Origin of the sequence: Pseudomonas triclosanedens (genome assembly GCF_026686735.1) — a bacterium.
In the GTDB taxonomy this organism is placed as follows: domain Bacteria; phylum Pseudomonadota; class Gammaproteobacteria; order Pseudomonadales; family Pseudomonadaceae; genus Pseudomonas; species Pseudomonas triclosanedens.
This window is the reverse complement of the sequence record NZ_CP113432.1, coordinates 3,546,318-3,559,819: the sequence shown is the minus strand read 5'-3', so window position 1 is coordinate 3,559,819 and position 13,502 is coordinate 3,546,318. Positions and strand designations below refer to the sequence as shown.

Genomic DNA, 13,502 nt, shown 5'->3' with positions numbered 1-13,502 from the left:
TTGCTCCATGCCCGATGCTCAACCTGACGAAGCAACTGCCGGCACCACGCCGCGCTGGCTCAACCGCACGGTGGCCGGTGCCGGCATCACCAGTGCGCTCGGCGATTTCTGCTATGAAACGACGACCGTGATTCTGCCCGGTTTCCTCGCCGTGCTGGGCGTGCCGGCTGCGGCGCTTGGATTGATCGAGGGAGCCGCCGACGCCGTAGCGAGCTTCACCAAGATGGTGTCGGGCTATGTTGCCGACAAGCTCGGCCATCGCAAGGCGCTGGTGCTGGTCGGCTATGCGCTCACGCCCATCGGCCAGGCGTTCATCGCGCTGGCGGCAGGCTGGCCGCTGCTGCTGCTTGGACGGCTGGTGTCCTGGTTCGGCAAGGGACTACGTGGGCCGTTGCGCGACGCCATCGTCATTCAGGCGGTGTCGTCGGAAACCCGCGGCCGCGCCTTCGGTTTCCACCGTGCCGCCGATACGGTCGGTGCCGTCATCGGGCCTTTGCTGGGTGTGGCCGTGTTGGGCTGGGCGCAAACGCTGCATTGGGGCGACACGGCCAGCCCGTTCCGGCTGGTGCTCTGGCTGTCCGTGATTCCGGGGGCGCTGGCCGTGTTGGCCTTCCTCGCGTTGGTCAACGACCCGCAGCAGTCGCCCAATCCCGGCTTGCGCTTCTTTGGCGCGCTGCGCGAACTGCCTGCACGATTCAAGCGTTATCTTGGCGCGGTCGGTTTGTTCGGCCTGGGCGACTTCTCGCATAGCCTGCTGATTCTGGCCGCCACGCAGTTGCTGACGCCCTCGATGGGAGTTGTGCGCGCGGCCCAAATTGCCGGACTGCTCTATGTCGGCCGCAATGTCGTGCAAGTGCTGGCGTCGTATCCGATCGGTGCCTGGGCGGATCGCATCGGCTCGCTGCCGCTACTGGTCGCCGGGTACATGCTGGGCGCGGCGACCGCCGTGCTGGCGGCGCTGGCGTTTTGGACTGGCACGGCCAGTCTGCCGCTACTCGCTGCGATCTTCGTGATTGCGGGGCTGTATGTCGCCGTGCAAGAGGCACTGGAATCGACCGTGACGGCGGACATGGTTGCGTCCGACACGCTGGCGATGAGCTATGGGGCATTAGGCACGGTCAACGGCGCAGCCAAGTTCCTGTCGAGCGCCATTGTGGGAATGGTGTGGACGGGAGTGTCGCCGGTGCTCGGATTCGGCCTTGCAGGTGCCGTAATGCTTGGCGGGGCGATCGCGTTGAAGCGTCTTGCCCGATAGCAAAAAAAGCCCCTCGAAAGGGGCTGGTAGGGTCAGGCTTGGTACACGAAGTAGTGCTCGCGCTGACGCGGGAAGAAGACATGCTTCCACGTGTCGCCGCTGGTGTTGCCACCGTCGAACACGACCATTTCGTAGTCGTCAATGTCGGTGTCCGCCAGGTCGGTGCTGGCGATATGGCGCATGTGCAGCGCGCCGTGCGTGCGCTCGAATACCAGGATCTGGCCGATGGCGTCGTCCTGGCTCATGGCGTTGAGGCAGGCTCCGAGCTGGTGCTCGAAGTCCGGTGCGCGCGAGATGAGGTCGGGGAACATGAGGTTGCTCCTATGAAAATGGACCAGCCCGACTCCTGGAGGAGACGGGCTGGCATGGGCGGACAAAGAGGAAGACTGGTGCGTTGTGCGGCTGCTAGGGCTCGGCCAGCGGCAGGCCCAGCAGCGCGGGTGCGTCGGCATCGAGGATGAGGATGCGTACATCGGCCTGGCCGGCCAGTTCAAGGATGTTCGCCAGGTCGTCCGGCATGCCCTTGTTCCGGTGCTCCTGCCGAAGCTGCTCGGCGGTAATGCCCTCGGCGTGTTCCAGGTTCTGATCCGTCCAGGGCGTGGAGATCAGCTTGACGCCGATCGCCGGGCTGTACGGCACCCGAAACGCAACGAACAGAAAGGCCTCGGGTGTGGCGAGGTCAGCCAGATTGGCGAGGTAGTGCCAAGTATCGACCGTGATGTGCTCACGGCTGATTTCCCAGCAACGGCTGTAATAGCCGGTCTCGAAACTCAGGCGCTGCACCACTTCCCGCGCGGCCTCGGCCGAATAGGCGTCGCCGACGTGGACTGGGAGGCCGTCGAAGTCGTTGCCATGAATGGCATAGACCACGGCACCGATCACGCCCTCGCCGCTGACGCCTTCACCGGCATCGCATTCGGCCAGCACCTCGGCGCTCACGGCTTCGCGGTCATTGCTGACCACGGCGAAATCGTTGGTGACGATGCAGGAGGATGAAACCAGGTCCTCGTCGGAGAGGTGTTCTTGGCTCGCGTGGATATTTCGCCAGACATGCGGGCTTCCATCGTCATAGCTGATGCACAGCGTGCGGACGATTTTCAGATTCCAGTAGCCGCGAAGAAAGGGATTGGGTTTCTGGGACATGGGAACTCTCCAGATTGAATAATGGAGCCAATTCCCGCCACCGGGAATTGGACCCGGTGGGTTGAAAATGGAAAATGCGTCAGGCGGCGCTGATCGTTGGCATCTGGGCCAGCCGTTCGGCGACGCGATGGCGCACATTGAGGCGGAACTGCTCGTCGCTGATGCCTGCGAGCAGATTGGCGGCCTCCAGCGCGATCAACGCCGAGGCCTCTTCGATGTCGGCGGCCAGGATCGTCTTGCGCAGTTGGTCGCCGAGTTGGAGCGCCTGAGAGGACGTTCTGAAGACCTGGACCTCGCGGCTCAGGTAGCAGCCGTCGCCGCCGAACTCGAACAGCCTCGGCTTGCTGCAATACCAGCAGCCCTCGAACTGGATGGCGGTCAGGCGATGACCGTCATCGAAGCAGGAGGCGATCAGAAGCAAGGTATCCAGGTCGGCGTTGTCCTCGAACTGGTGGTGTTCGATCAGGTTGCCCAGCTCCTCGTTCTCGTCGGCCCCGAAATACGAAGCCATCAGTTCAAGCAACGGGGGAATCGACAGCTCTTCATCGTCGGGCATGGGGATGCCGAGTTGCGCAGCCAGGTCTTCCAGGCCATCCAGCACATCGGACCATTGCGGATCATTGCTCTCGGCGATCTTGGCGATGTAGGCATGCCCATCGCCGGGGTAGCTTTCGTCCAGCGCGAAGGCACCGAACAACGCCTTGATGACGGGGGTAACGCGGTCGAGCACGAGAACGCCCGTGCCTTCGTAGTAGTTGTTTGCCATGGTGGCTCCTTTCGAGAAGTGAGCGGAGCCAGCCCATGCGGACGATGGCATCCGCAGGGTGATGGAGAAGAAATTGAGGGACATGGCATGGTGGGCGCATGTCCCTCATGGGGAGTGAACGAAGACGCGGTGGTTGCCGGCGACCGGATCACCAGCCGTTGTAGTTCAGCAGCAGGTCGGCGATGACCTTGCGGCGTTGCAGGTCGAGACCGTCGAAGTCCGACAGCCCGTGGAAGTGGCAGCGCTTGAGCATGGCACCGCCCTCGCGCGCGTTGTAGAAGCTGACCATGGCGGACAGGAACATGCGTTCGCCGCTGCTCAGGACGCCGAGGGCATCGTTGAGCTGCAGCATGTTGGGACGCAGATCCCACTTGCTCTTGGCCTGGTTCAGACCTTCACGGGTGCCATCGCCGAACCACTCGGGGCCAGCGATCTCGACGCCGCGCTTCCATGCCTCGAAAAAGGCTTGGGGCGCGGCAGCGAAATGCTGTTCTTCCCGCATGATCTGATCGACGACTTCCCGCGGTAGAAGCTGGTTCATGACGTGATTCCTCCAGTTGGATCAGGGAATGGCGAGCTGGGACCAGCCGCCTCTTTCGAGGGCGCGTTGAGCCGCGGCGTAGCTGCGGAAGTACTCGCGGGATTCCCGCGAAACGGGGCCTTCGGTATCGCGCGTGCCGATGTAGTGGCCGGCGGCGCTTTGCAGGACTTCGAGCGGCAGGAACTTGCCGCAGTAGGTCGAGGCCAATTGCCCGAAGGTTTGGCCGAAAGAGGCTTGCTGGGACATGGACGGGCTCCTTGGAAAAGCGGGGCCTTGTCCCTCACGGGATGGCAGCTCCCGCACGCGGTTGATAAAAAGCATCAGCGTCATGGAGACGCGCGTCCGCGGAATTGATGCGATGCGGACTGGTGGGCAACGCGGGAGAGACCCGCGGCAGCCTGGAACCCTGGCTGCTGGCATGTGCTGACCGGAATCAGCGAACATGCGGGCAGCTTCGTGCGCGGGCCGCGCCGCGTCAGTTGGAAAACGGCATCCGGCGCAGCCCCGATTGATGGGCGCGGGGAAAAGAAAAAGCCCCGCACGAGTGCAGGGCTGTCAGGAGGGAGCGATGGTGCTAGGTCAGTCGGCTTTGTCGCCCAGCACATGCTGCTTCCACAGGTCGAATGCCTGCTCGGGCGCAAGCTCGGCGAGGATGACGATGGGCTGGGCCTGCCTGGCGCGCAGCGAAGCGAAGTACGCTTTGCGGTCGGCGATGGCTTTGAGCTTGATGCCCTTGATGAACAGCAGTTTGCCGTCCTTGATGAACAGCACCTTGTTGCTGATGTCGCGGTTGAACGCGGCTCGCACCTTACGCTCGGCGTGCATGGCATCGGCCAGTTCATCGACCAGGAAGTCGAGCGTCATGTCGATGTAATGAGGGTCTTCGCCCTCCTGGCCGAGGTCGAGCGGCGCAGGCGGCAGGCCCTTGGCGAAGGCTTCGGCCTGAGCCAGCAGCGCTGCCTTGCCATTGAGCGAGCGCAGGAATGTCGAGCCGCCGTGGCCGTCGTTGTGGGCCTCGGCGATGGGAGTGCCGTCGAACACGACGGTGGCGCTGAAGCACATCGTTTCCTCGCTGGCGAAGTCTGCCACTTTGAGGTTCTTCAGCGTGATGCGGTCTTGCTTGGTGATGTTGTCCATGGGAAGTCCTGAAATCGACCGGGTGGCGACACGCCCCCGACGGGACGTGGCGGCCATCCCGTGGGTTGGAGAAAAGAGGCATCGATGCCCCGGTGGGCAGCGTTCGCCGGTGAGATGCCGAGGCGAACTGGCGGGTGGCGCGGGTGGAACCCGCGGCAGCCTTGACACCCTGGCTGCGGGCTGCTGCCGATGCGTCGGCAATGCAGGAGTGAGAATGGCGCGGCCCGCAGGCCGCGTCGCCGATCAATCCGAAGCGGTCGAGCCCGTCTTGTGCAGGTACTGCTTCAGGCGCTGGCCCAGCCATGCCATGCACGGGACAGCCATGGAGTTGCCGATCGCCTTGTAACGGGGGGCATCCGCGGCAGGCTTGCCGCGGTACGGGATCAGCGTGTAGTCGTCGGGCATGCCTTGTAGCCGCTCACACTCCAAGGGCATCAGCCGCCGCACCCGCCAGTGCGACCAGTCTCCGGGGCCGGGGTGGTTCCAGTCGTAGCGGAAATGCGCCTCGAAGTCGGGGGCCAGCACATAGGGCTTGTCCGCGCCGCCGCCGCTGGTACGCAGCGCGGCCGCTACGCTGCCGCCCAGCTCGGCAACAAGGCCCTGCTCGCGGCCGCGCAGGGACACGCAGGCCACTACCGGCACCCCGTAGCCCGGCTTGCCGTTGGACAGGATGGTCCCGGCCACCTGTCCATGGCCAGACTCGAAGCGCACTTCGCAGCGGGTGTTCTGCGCGAAGGCGATGGCGGGCATGACGCCAGCGTTCGCATGGCTGTTGCGATGGCCGCCAGCGCGCAGCGTCGGCGTCAGGTCGAGCGTGGCATCCGCACCGCTGCCCTGGGCGGTGAAGGCGATGATCGGAACACCCTTGCCGGTGCCGTCTTCGCTGCTGCCCTTGCCGTTGTTGGCGGTGTCGAGGGTGTGGGCGATGCTGCCGGCGACCGACTGCACCATGAACGTCTCGGTGCGGATGTCGTGCTTGGGGCCAGCGGCCATCAGGCATGCCGCCACATCGACGGGGCCAATGCCGCCGCTGAATCCGAACGTCGTCGTGACCTTGCCGTAGGGCTGCTTCAGTCCTGCGAATCCTGCAAGTCCTGCGCATGCGCCTGCTGCGTCAGCACCTGGTCCAGCAGCGCGGGCAGCTTCTTGCCACGGCGCGCGGCGCGCACAAGAATCCCCGAGCAGGCCTGCGCGCTCAAAAAGTACTTCGGCGGGATCGAGACCATCTCCACCACTTGCCACAAGAAACACACGCTTGCGGCGTTGGGCGACACCGAAATATTGAGCGTCGAGGACACGCCAGGCGATGCGCCGACGGGGTCCAGACACACAACCAGCGTGCGCCCATTTTCCCCCTGGCGGCTGGAGCGCACGGCTTTCTCCGGCCAGTGCGCCCAGGAAATGCCCGAAGGCATTGCTGCGGTCGTTGAGGACGCCGGGGACGTTTTCCCAGACGAGCGTGGCCGCCGGGCGGCGGTCTTGTTGGCGGGTTTGGTCGATGGCATTGGCAAGCTCCACATAGGCAAGGGAAAGGGCTCCGCGCGGGTCATCCAGCCCGCGACGGCTACCTGCAACGCTGAACGACTGGCACGGCGTGCCGCCGACCAGGATGTCGGGAGCCGGCACGGTGCCGGCGCGCACCTTGCGGGCGATCGCGGTCATGTCGCCCAGGTTGGGCACGTGGGGGTAACGGTGGGCGAGCACGGCGCTCGGGAACGGCTCGATTTCGGCGAACCACGCGGCTTCGAGGCCGAGGGGTTGCCAGGCGAGGCTCACGGCCTCGATGCCGCTGCACACGCTGCCGTACAGCAGTGGCGCGGCCTGGGGCGCACCGCGTGAGGTGCAAAGTTGCGGGTTCATGTCGGGTCTCCTGTTCGTGTGGCCCAGGGCGGGCCGGGACGTTGATCGGCAGGAGAAAGGCGCCGAAGGCCGTGTGGCCTTCGGCTCGGGAGGACAGAACCACCCGTGGGCTGTTGCAGGCCCGGTCGTCGCTAGAACCGTCTGCTGTCAGCAATCGCACCCGGCGCATGTCGTGGTTGGCGCCGGCATCTTCTGGCGCACATCCGCGCACAAAAGGAGCCCAGTTTTTCGCCGTTGGGCACGGCATCGAATACCGCTGACCGCGAAGGGTCTCCGGGTAGCTCGCGGGTTGGCAAGCCATCGGGGGACCCTTCGCAGAGGCGGAAAAATGCAGATCAGCAGAACACGCCGGGAAACCCCGGACATGGTTCGCGGAGAAGCTACCTTCAGGCCCCGCAGCCGGGGACGGCTGGGCGGGACGCGCACACGGACAGAGAAGGCGTTGCGCGCTGGGCGTCCCGCAGGGCGTGCGGGACATGGGCCACGCCGCCGATGGCGGGCACGGCTCTCGGGGAGCAGGATCGGTCAGGAGCCTTTGCGGTCGCTGCTGTTCTTGCGTGGGGGGCGCGAGGCACCACGCTTGGACGTGCCGGTTTCGACCGGCAGCGTACCTTTGCAGTCAGGGTAACGACTGCACGACCAGAAGGGGCCGGTCTTGCCGGTGCGCTGGCGCGTGGGTGCGCCGCACTGCGGGCAAGCGGGTCCCTGGGGAACCTTGATGGACAGCGAGGTGCTGCCATACTGCGCGATCAGTTGCGAAATCCATGCGGCCTGCTTGCTGATGAACACGTCCAGGGTGAGCTGTCCGGTCTCGATCATGTCGAGCGCCTGTTCCCAGACAGCGGTAGTGCCTGGGTCGGCAATCGCCGCAGGTACGGCGTCGATCACAGTAAATGCTACATCCGATGCACGGACGGCGCGCCCCTTCTTGACGAGGTAGCCGCGGACGATCAGTCCACTGATGATGTTGGCCCGTGTCGCCTCGGTGCCGATGCCGACCGTATCCTTGAGCTTCTGCTTCAGGCGCGGGTCCGTCACCAGCTTGGCGACCCCCTTCATGGCTTTGACCAGCTCGCCTTGCGTGTACGGCCTGGGCGGCAACGTCTTGAGTGCCTTCAGATCGAGGTCGGCCACCTGGCACGCCAGGCCTTCGTGCAGTGCGGGAAGCACCTGGCTGCGTGTCGTGGCATCGCCGTCCTCGTCGGGCTGATCTTCTGCGAACACCAAGCGCCAGCCCTTGACGACAACCTGCTTGCCCGTCGCAGTCAGCGTTTGCTGGCCGCAGGCGAGTTTCGCCACGGTGCGATCGAACTCGTGATGCGGCAGGAACTGAGCCAGGTAGTGCGCCCGGATAAGCCCGTACACCGCCAGTTCCTTCTCGCTCATGGCCGAGAGGTTCGCCGGTTCGAGTGTTGGGATGATGCCGTGGTGCGCCGAGACCTTGCCATCGTTCCATGCACGCGAGCGCTGGGAGGGGTCGAGTTGGCTCATGATCGGGCACAGCGAGGGATCGGTCTTGAGCAGGCTGTCGAGAACCGTGGGTACCTCTGCGAACATGCTCTCGGGCAGGTAGCCGGAGTCAGAGCGTGGGTAGGTCGTTGCCTTGTGCGTTTCGTAGAGTGCCTGGGCGATCTCAAGTGTCTCTTGCACGTCCAGCCCGAACTGCTTGGAACAAACCTCTTGGAGCGTCCCCAGGTCGAACAGCAGTGGCGGGCCTTCACGCACGCGCTCGGTCTCGACAGAAGCCACCTGGGCGCTGCCCACAGCGCGGATCTGCTGCGCAGCCTGCTGTGCAACCGGCTGCCGCAGGCAGCGGCTCGCGTCGTCGGTGCTGGATTCGGGCGGAACCCACTGTGCGGTGAAAGCTTGGCCGCTGGCCGACAGGGACACGTCGATGGCCCAGTAGGGCACGGACACGAAAGCCGCGATTTCTCGGTCGCGGTCCACCACGAGCTTCAGCGTAGGTGTCTGGACTCGACCGACCGACAACACGCCGCCATAGCCTGCCAGCCGCCCTAACACTGTGAACAGTTGAGTGAGGTTCACGCCCACGAGCCAGTCGGCGTGAGAGCGCGCTAGTGCCGCGTAGTACATCGGCAGCGTCTCGGCCGAGGGCCGTAGCTTGCCGAGCGCGGCGCGGATTGACGCATCGTTGAGCGCCGACAGCCACAGGCGTTCAATTGGGCCGCGGTAGTCGCATAGCTCGATGATCTCGCGAGCGATCAACTCGCCCTCGCGGTCGGCGTCGGTAGCGATGACAAGGTGGGTAGCCTTCGCCAGCAACGCTTGGACGACCTTGAACTGCTTGGCGGTCTTCGGTTTGACCTGGACCTGCCAGTGCTGAGGAATGATGGGTAGATTCTCGATGGCCCAGCGCTTCAACCGCTTGTCGTAGGCTTCGGGTGGAGCAGCCTCTACGAGGTGACCGATGCACCAGGTGACGGTGACACCGGAGCCGCTGAGACAGCCTTCACCGCGCTGCGTCGCGCCGAGAATCCGGCCAATGTCTTTGCCCTGGGAGGGCTTCTCGCACAAGAACAGCCGCATGTCCGTCCATCCGATTTCCGTGGTTCATTGAGTTGCTGGAATCGAGGATGCCGAGCACCGCCAGGGGCGGCAGCAAACAAGCCGCATGCGGTGGCGACCACTTTCACGGGATGGAATGGCGGGGACGGGAGTGGCGTGCGACCGGGGATGCGCGGGTCGGAAGCCGCGATTTTCGGGCGCGTGTGGAAGCCGGTGGAGGTTGATGGAGCTATCCCCTGGGGATAGCTCGCGAGGGTATGGGGCGACGGACGACTGCGGCCGCCCCATGCCGGGTCACTTCCTGCGCTTAGGTTCCTTCGGCGCGGTAGGCTCCTGGGCGGTCTGGGGTTTCGGCTGCGCGTCCTGCGCGGTCTCCTGCTGCCTCGGGCTGAGGGTCACGGATTCGATGCGGAACGGCAGGATGCCGACGCTGCGCGCGTTGATCTGCCAGGTCTCGCGCGGCTGATCTTCGTTGTCCGTCCAGGGTTCGCGCTCCATGCGGCCGACGACCAGCACGCGCATGCCTTTCTGGTACAGGTCTTTCCAGTGCGCCGCGTCGCGGTGCCAGATTTCCACTGGTGCCCAGAAGCCGCCGCGATCCTCAAAGTCCCCGCCCTTGGTGGGGACTGGGTTGTCGAAGTACACATTCAGCCGCAGCAAGCGCCGCGGCTCATCATTGCCGTTGGGAAACTCCCGGTACTCGGGGGGAGAGCCGATATTGCCCTCGCCAGAAAAATGCGTGCTCATGTTGCAATCTCCGTGGTGGTTGAAATACCCGCACCTGGTTGGCGGCGGGCGCGTGCTGGGATGCCCTTCGCGATCACCGATCGCGAAGGGTGGGCGGTGTGGACTTGAGCCGGCGCAGGTAGGCGTCTTCCGCCTCGGCGGCCTTGCTGGCGCACTCCTGCGCCTGCCTGCCCAAGGTGTGCAACAGACTGATCTGCATGTTGAGCGTGATGCGCTGAAGCTCGATGGCGTGCAGGTCGGCGAGCAGGTTGACTGGCGTGCTGGTGCTGGCCATTAGCTCCTGCCACAGCGCCACGCCCATGGCCGAGCGGTCGTGCTTGCGCCAGCGCAAAAATGCCGTTCCCGCGCCAGTGGTCTGCAGGGCCAGTTCGATGGGGAGCAGGTGGAAGGGATGCCCGACTGCCTGTTGCAGCACCTGTCGCTGTGCCAAGCCAATCAACTCGTCGCGCATGGCAAAGCACTGGCTGGCCCAGTCCTCCAGACTCCCCTTACCTTTAAAAGGAAAAGGTCTTAAAAAGCCTTTTAGAGAGCCTGCGTGTTCCAGCCGCATGAAGGCTGTCTGGTGCAGTGGGCGGAAGTAGCGGGTGTCGGGTGTCGGGTCGCTCATGTCTGCTCGTCCTCGCCAACCGCCGCTTCGGGGGCCTCGGGGGCGGCAGCCTCGTCGGTGGGCGATGCGGCTGCGGCAGGGCCGTCACCGCGCTGCTGCAGGCCACGGCGCACGATGGGCGGCGCGAACTTCGAGCGGCGCGTGCCTTCCAGCACGTCCTGCGGCAACTCGCCGAATTTCTCCAGCGCCGCCCGTGCTGCGGCATTCTTGGCGGCGAAGTCGTCGCGGGTGCAGCCCGAGTAGCGGTATTGCTGGGCCAGCGAGAACAGGCTGCGCAGCGCATGTGCGCCTTCGTTGAGCCAGCGTTCGAGCGTCGAGCGATCGATCAGCGCCGTATGGTGCGCGAGGATCAGCTTGCGGGCGATGTCGTCGTAGTCGGCGAGCAGATACACGGCGGCAAAGCCGAGCTGCGCATTGACGAACAGCGGCAGCTTGACGGGCTGTACGTTGAGGTTCTCGCCCAGTGTGAGTGCCGGCGGCACGCTCGCCAGGGCCTGGTCCACCTGCTCGCGCAGCGATTGCAGCGTGGCCTTGGTCTGGTCGAGCTTGTCTTCGATGCGCAGCATCCAGAAGTCGCTGTACGGGTCATCCTGCTCCGAGCCACGCCGCATCTTGTTCATCTGGGCGATGTAGCCGTTCAGGCCGACGATGCCGGGTCGCCCCTCGACGGCGGCGCGGCCGTGCCAGATGCGCGAGGCGTGGTGCGTGTGCAGCGTCAGCGACATCGCGCTGCGCAAGGAGCCGAGATTCAGTTGCAAGGGTTCGTTGGTCGTTGCCATGGTGTCCGCTCGTTGTTTGGAAAAAGAGCGGCCAGCATCCGCGTGCAGCGGAAGGCGGTCAGTCAACAAACCGAAACCCGCCAGTCCCCGGTTCACGGCGCGGCGGGTGCATGCGGCGCGAGCTATCCCCAGGGGATAGCTCCATGGAGCGCCAAGGAACGCTGCACGCCCGGGTCAGCGTGGATAAGGCCGATCCCGGGGCAGGCGATCGAGGCCTGGCGTGCAGCGGTTCGACGTCGTAGCTGTCAGTGGAACTATCCCCAGGGGATAGTTCTGCTGACAGCTACCTGCATCCACTTCACCGCCTTGCACACCTGATCACTTGCTGGCGAGCAGATTGCGCAGTCGCTCGATGTGCTGCTTGGCGACTTCTGGCGGCACAGGCTTGCCCTGCGGCTGGGATGGTGGCGGTGCTGGTGGTGGCCGCTCATTGGGTGGAGCAGGTGCCGACGGCGCGTCTTTCTTGGCCCAGGCGTTGAACTCACCATGGATGGCCCGCTGGATGATGCCGAACAGATACCCCGCAGGATTGCGGATGCCGTGGCTGCTGCATCGCATGGCCCATTCGTCCAGCACGGCCTGCCTCAGCGAGGCATCGACTTGCTGCAACGCCACCCTGGCACCTGTCTGCTGCTCTGCCTTCAGTTCCGCGAAGCGATTGGGCCATTGCAGATCGCCCAGCGCGCGCGCCTGCGCGGTAGTACGTACTTCATTAATACGACTACTACGTACTGTACGGGCCTGCTTCGGATTCCGAAGAGAGGCGTCTGACGCGGGTTTCGGGCCTGCTTCGGATTCCGAAGTGGGGTCATCGCGATTCCGAAGAAGGCTCGTCGGCCCTTCTTCGGAATCGTGAGTGGCATCCTCTTGTGGATAACTTTCGATCGGCGCGATGCCTTGGCTGGTGAGGCGTTCGGCCAGGACCTGCAGCCGTGACGGCAGCGTGCGGCCGGACAGCAGCGGGTCTTCCGCGATTTCCTTGAGCGTGTTCAGGCCGACCATCTGCACGGCCTTGGCCGAGTGGCCGAGGGACTGGCTGACCAGCGCCAGGTAGTCGGCGTCGAGCTGCATCGCTTCAAAGGGCATCAGCGGCTCGTCGTGCAGGACATAGAGGTTGCCGAGGATGCGGCCGGTCTTGGGGTCGCGGCGGCGCCGCACCAGGCTCAACCATCGGGTGAGGCGCAGCAGCGTCAGGGCTCGCGCCACGGTTTCGTGCGAGGCTTGCCCGGCGCACGGCATCGACGCCAGCCAGGGCCGAAGCTGTTCATACGTCGGGAACGCCGTCACGCCATCGTCGTTGAGCATCAGCCGGAAGACCTGCCAGGCGTTGCGCTCCAATGGCGTCAGGCGACGGTCGAGGAAGAGCCGCCGCGGTACGGTCTCGTGCCGGTTGCCGCTGAACAGGAAGGCATCGCCAGACGCCGGGCCCGTGGGCATCGCGACAGGCGTGGGTGTGGGCGGGGGCGCATCGGCGTTGGGCTTGGGCACAAGGTCTTTCAGCGCAGCGTCGAACAGGTCTGCGAGTGCGATGGGGCCACGACGTGGTGCGGTGTCGTCCACGGCCATGGTCAACCCAATCCCTGATCGACCCAGCTCTTGATCGAGGCCCAGACCACTGACAGAGGCAGTGCCATGCCTTCGGCCAAGTCCATGGCGGCATCGAGGATGGAGGTCTCGTCTTCGAGATCGACGTTCCTGCTGCTGGTCACGGCCTTCCATTGCCGCCACAGCTCCGTGTCCTGTTTCTCGTCCAGCACGGGGTGGCGGCCCTTGCGCTTGGGCAGGCCGAGGATTTCGCGGCGAAGCGCCACTTCCTGGTGGGTCAGGCCGTAGAAGCGGCTCACCATTTCGGTGCTCGCGCCCAGCCTGAGCATGCGATCGACCGTGGCGATCTCCTTCTCCACATCCTGCGCCTGCCTGAGCAGACGCCGGAGTACTTCGCGGTTGACCGTCACCGAGCACCACGAGACGTTGGCGTTGGCCAAGACGCTAATCAGCGCGGGATGCTTGAGGGCGTCCAGCTCTTCCTCGCCAAACCCCATAAGTTTGCAGCGGCGCAGTTGCCCATTGCGTAGGTCATAGAGGGCCTGGGCGATGACGGCCTGATTGAGTGGGTGCGGTGCGGACATGCTGGTCTCCCT

14 protein-coding genes are annotated in these 13,502 nt (G+C 64.8%); 1 reads left to right on the top strand and 13 read right to left on the bottom strand.

Features of this window, described 5'->3' with window-relative positions; all coding sequences use genetic code 11:
- Positions 1-7 precede the first annotated feature (7 nt).
- Entirely contained in the window at positions 8-1,255 is a 1,248-nt protein-coding gene (locus tag OU419_RS16350) for an MFS transporter (RefSeq protein ID WP_254473787.1), read from the top strand.
- 32 nt (positions 1,256-1,287) lie between these two features.
- Here OU419_RS16350 and OU419_RS16345 read toward each other — a convergent pair whose 3' ends face one another.
- The 13 genes from OU419_RS16345 to OU419_RS16285 form a co-directional block, all read right to left on the bottom strand.
- Positions 1,288-1,566: a uridylate kinase gene (locus OU419_RS16345; RefSeq protein WP_071039631.1), complete on the bottom strand. Its 279-nt coding sequence runs from the start codon at positions 1,564-1,566 to the stop codon at positions 1,288-1,290.
- A gap of 94 nt (positions 1,567-1,660) precedes the next feature.
- Complete coding sequence (locus OU419_RS16340; protein WP_071039630.1) at positions 1,661-2,398, bottom strand: DUF5983 family protein; 738 nt, start codon at positions 2,396-2,398, stop codon at positions 1,661-1,663.
- 79 nt (positions 2,399-2,477) lie between these two features.
- Complete coding sequence (locus OU419_RS16335; RefSeq protein WP_071039629.1) at positions 2,478-3,164, bottom strand: hypothetical protein; 687 nt, start codon at positions 3,162-3,164, stop codon at positions 2,478-2,480.
- Between the two features lie 148 nt (positions 3,165-3,312).
- Entirely contained in the window at positions 3,313-3,705 is a 393-nt protein-coding gene (locus tag OU419_RS16330) for a hypothetical protein (protein WP_071039628.1), read from the bottom strand.
- A 21-nt stretch (positions 3,706-3,726) separates the two neighbouring features.
- Complete coding sequence (locus OU419_RS16325) at positions 3,727-3,951, bottom strand: hypothetical protein (protein WP_058489327.1); 225 nt, start codon at positions 3,949-3,951, stop codon at positions 3,727-3,729.
- Between the two features lie 333 nt (positions 3,952-4,284).
- Positions 4,285-4,842 carry a hypothetical protein gene (locus OU419_RS16320; RefSeq protein ID WP_254473788.1) on the bottom strand — a complete coding sequence of 186 codons (558 nt, stop codon included), beginning with the start codon at positions 4,840-4,842 and terminating at the stop codon, positions 4,285-4,287.
- Between the two features lie 243 nt (positions 4,843-5,085).
- Positions 5,086-6,702 (bottom strand): DNA cytosine methyltransferase, encoded by a 1,617-nt coding sequence (locus OU419_RS16315; protein ID WP_254473789.1) that lies wholly within the window; start codon positions 6,700-6,702, stop codon positions 5,086-5,088.
- Between the two features lie 525 nt (positions 6,703-7,227).
- Positions 7,228-9,249 (bottom strand): DNA topoisomerase III, encoded by a 2,022-nt coding sequence (locus OU419_RS16310; RefSeq protein WP_254473790.1) that lies wholly within the window; start codon positions 9,247-9,249, stop codon positions 7,228-7,230.
- 273 nt (positions 9,250-9,522) lie between these two features.
- A complete protein-coding gene (locus OU419_RS16305) occupies positions 9,523-9,975 on the bottom strand; it encodes a single-stranded DNA-binding protein (RefSeq protein WP_071039623.1) in 453 nt (150 codons plus the stop codon).
- A gap of 73 nt (positions 9,976-10,048) precedes the next feature.
- The gene (locus tag OU419_RS16300; protein WP_071039622.1) at positions 10,049-10,582 is read right to left on the bottom strand and encodes a DUF3158 family protein; all 534 of its coding nucleotides are present in this window, start codon (positions 10,580-10,582) and stop codon (positions 10,049-10,051) included.
- Complete coding sequence (locus tag OU419_RS16295) at positions 10,579-11,361, bottom strand: PFL_4669 family integrating conjugative element protein (protein WP_071039621.1); 783 nt, start codon at positions 11,359-11,361, stop codon at positions 10,579-10,581. The genes OU419_RS16300 and OU419_RS16295 overlap by 4 nt, the downstream gene beginning before the upstream one ends.
- A 318-nt stretch (positions 11,362-11,679) precedes the next feature.
- A complete protein-coding gene (locus OU419_RS16290; RefSeq protein ID WP_071039620.1) occupies positions 11,680-12,927 on the bottom strand; it encodes an STY4528 family pathogenicity island replication protein in 1,248 nt (415 codons plus the stop codon).
- Between the two features lie 2 nt (positions 12,928-12,929).
- Positions 12,930-13,490: a DUF2857 domain-containing protein gene (locus OU419_RS16285; RefSeq protein WP_071039619.1), complete on the bottom strand. Its 561-nt coding sequence runs from the start codon at positions 13,488-13,490 to the stop codon at positions 12,930-12,932.
- Between the last annotated feature and the right edge of the window lie 12 nt (positions 13,491-13,502).

Coding starts and splice junctions, on each gene's coding strand:
- OU419_RS16350 (WP_254473787.1), top strand. CDS start 8: ATGCCCGATGCTCAACCTGACGAAGCAACTGCCGGCACCACGCCGCGC.
- OU419_RS16345 (WP_071039631.1), bottom strand. CDS start 1,566: ATGTTCCCCGACCTCATCTCGCGCGCACCGGACTTCGAGCACCAGCTC.
- OU419_RS16340 (WP_071039630.1), bottom strand. CDS start 2,398: ATGTCCCAGAAACCCAATCCCTTTCTTCGCGGCTACTGGAATCTGAAA.
- OU419_RS16335 (WP_071039629.1), bottom strand. CDS start 3,164: ATGGCAAACAACTACTACGAAGGCACGGGCGTTCTCGTGCTCGACCGC.
- OU419_RS16330 (WP_071039628.1), bottom strand. CDS start 3,705: ATGAACCAGCTTCTACCGCGGGAAGTCGTCGATCAGATCATGCGGGAA.
- OU419_RS16325 (WP_058489327.1), bottom strand. CDS start 3,951: ATGTCCCAGCAAGCCTCTTTCGGCCAAACCTTCGGGCAATTGGCCTCG.
- OU419_RS16320 (WP_254473788.1), bottom strand. CDS start 4,842: ATGGACAACATCACCAAGCAAGACCGCATCACGCTGAAGAACCTCAAA.
- OU419_RS16315 (WP_254473789.1), bottom strand. CDS start 6,702: ATGAACCCGCAACTTTGCACCTCACGCGGTGCGCCCCAGGCCGCGCCA.
- OU419_RS16310 (WP_254473790.1), bottom strand. CDS start 9,249: ATGCGGCTGTTCTTGTGCGAGAAGCCCTCCCAGGGCAAAGACATTGGC.
- OU419_RS16305 (WP_071039623.1), bottom strand. CDS start 9,975: ATGAGCACGCATTTTTCTGGCGAGGGCAATATCGGCTCTCCCCCCGAG.
- OU419_RS16300 (WP_071039622.1), bottom strand. CDS start 10,582: ATGAGCGACCCGACACCCGACACCCGCTACTTCCGCCCACTGCACCAG.
- OU419_RS16295 (WP_071039621.1), bottom strand. CDS start 11,361: ATGGCAACGACCAACGAACCCTTGCAACTGAATCTCGGCTCCTTGCGC.
- OU419_RS16290 (WP_071039620.1), bottom strand. CDS start 12,927: ATGGCCGTGGACGACACCGCACCACGTCGTGGCCCCATCGCACTCGCA.
- OU419_RS16285 (WP_071039619.1), bottom strand. CDS start 13,490: ATGTCCGCACCGCACCCACTCAATCAGGCCGTCATCGCCCAGGCCCTC.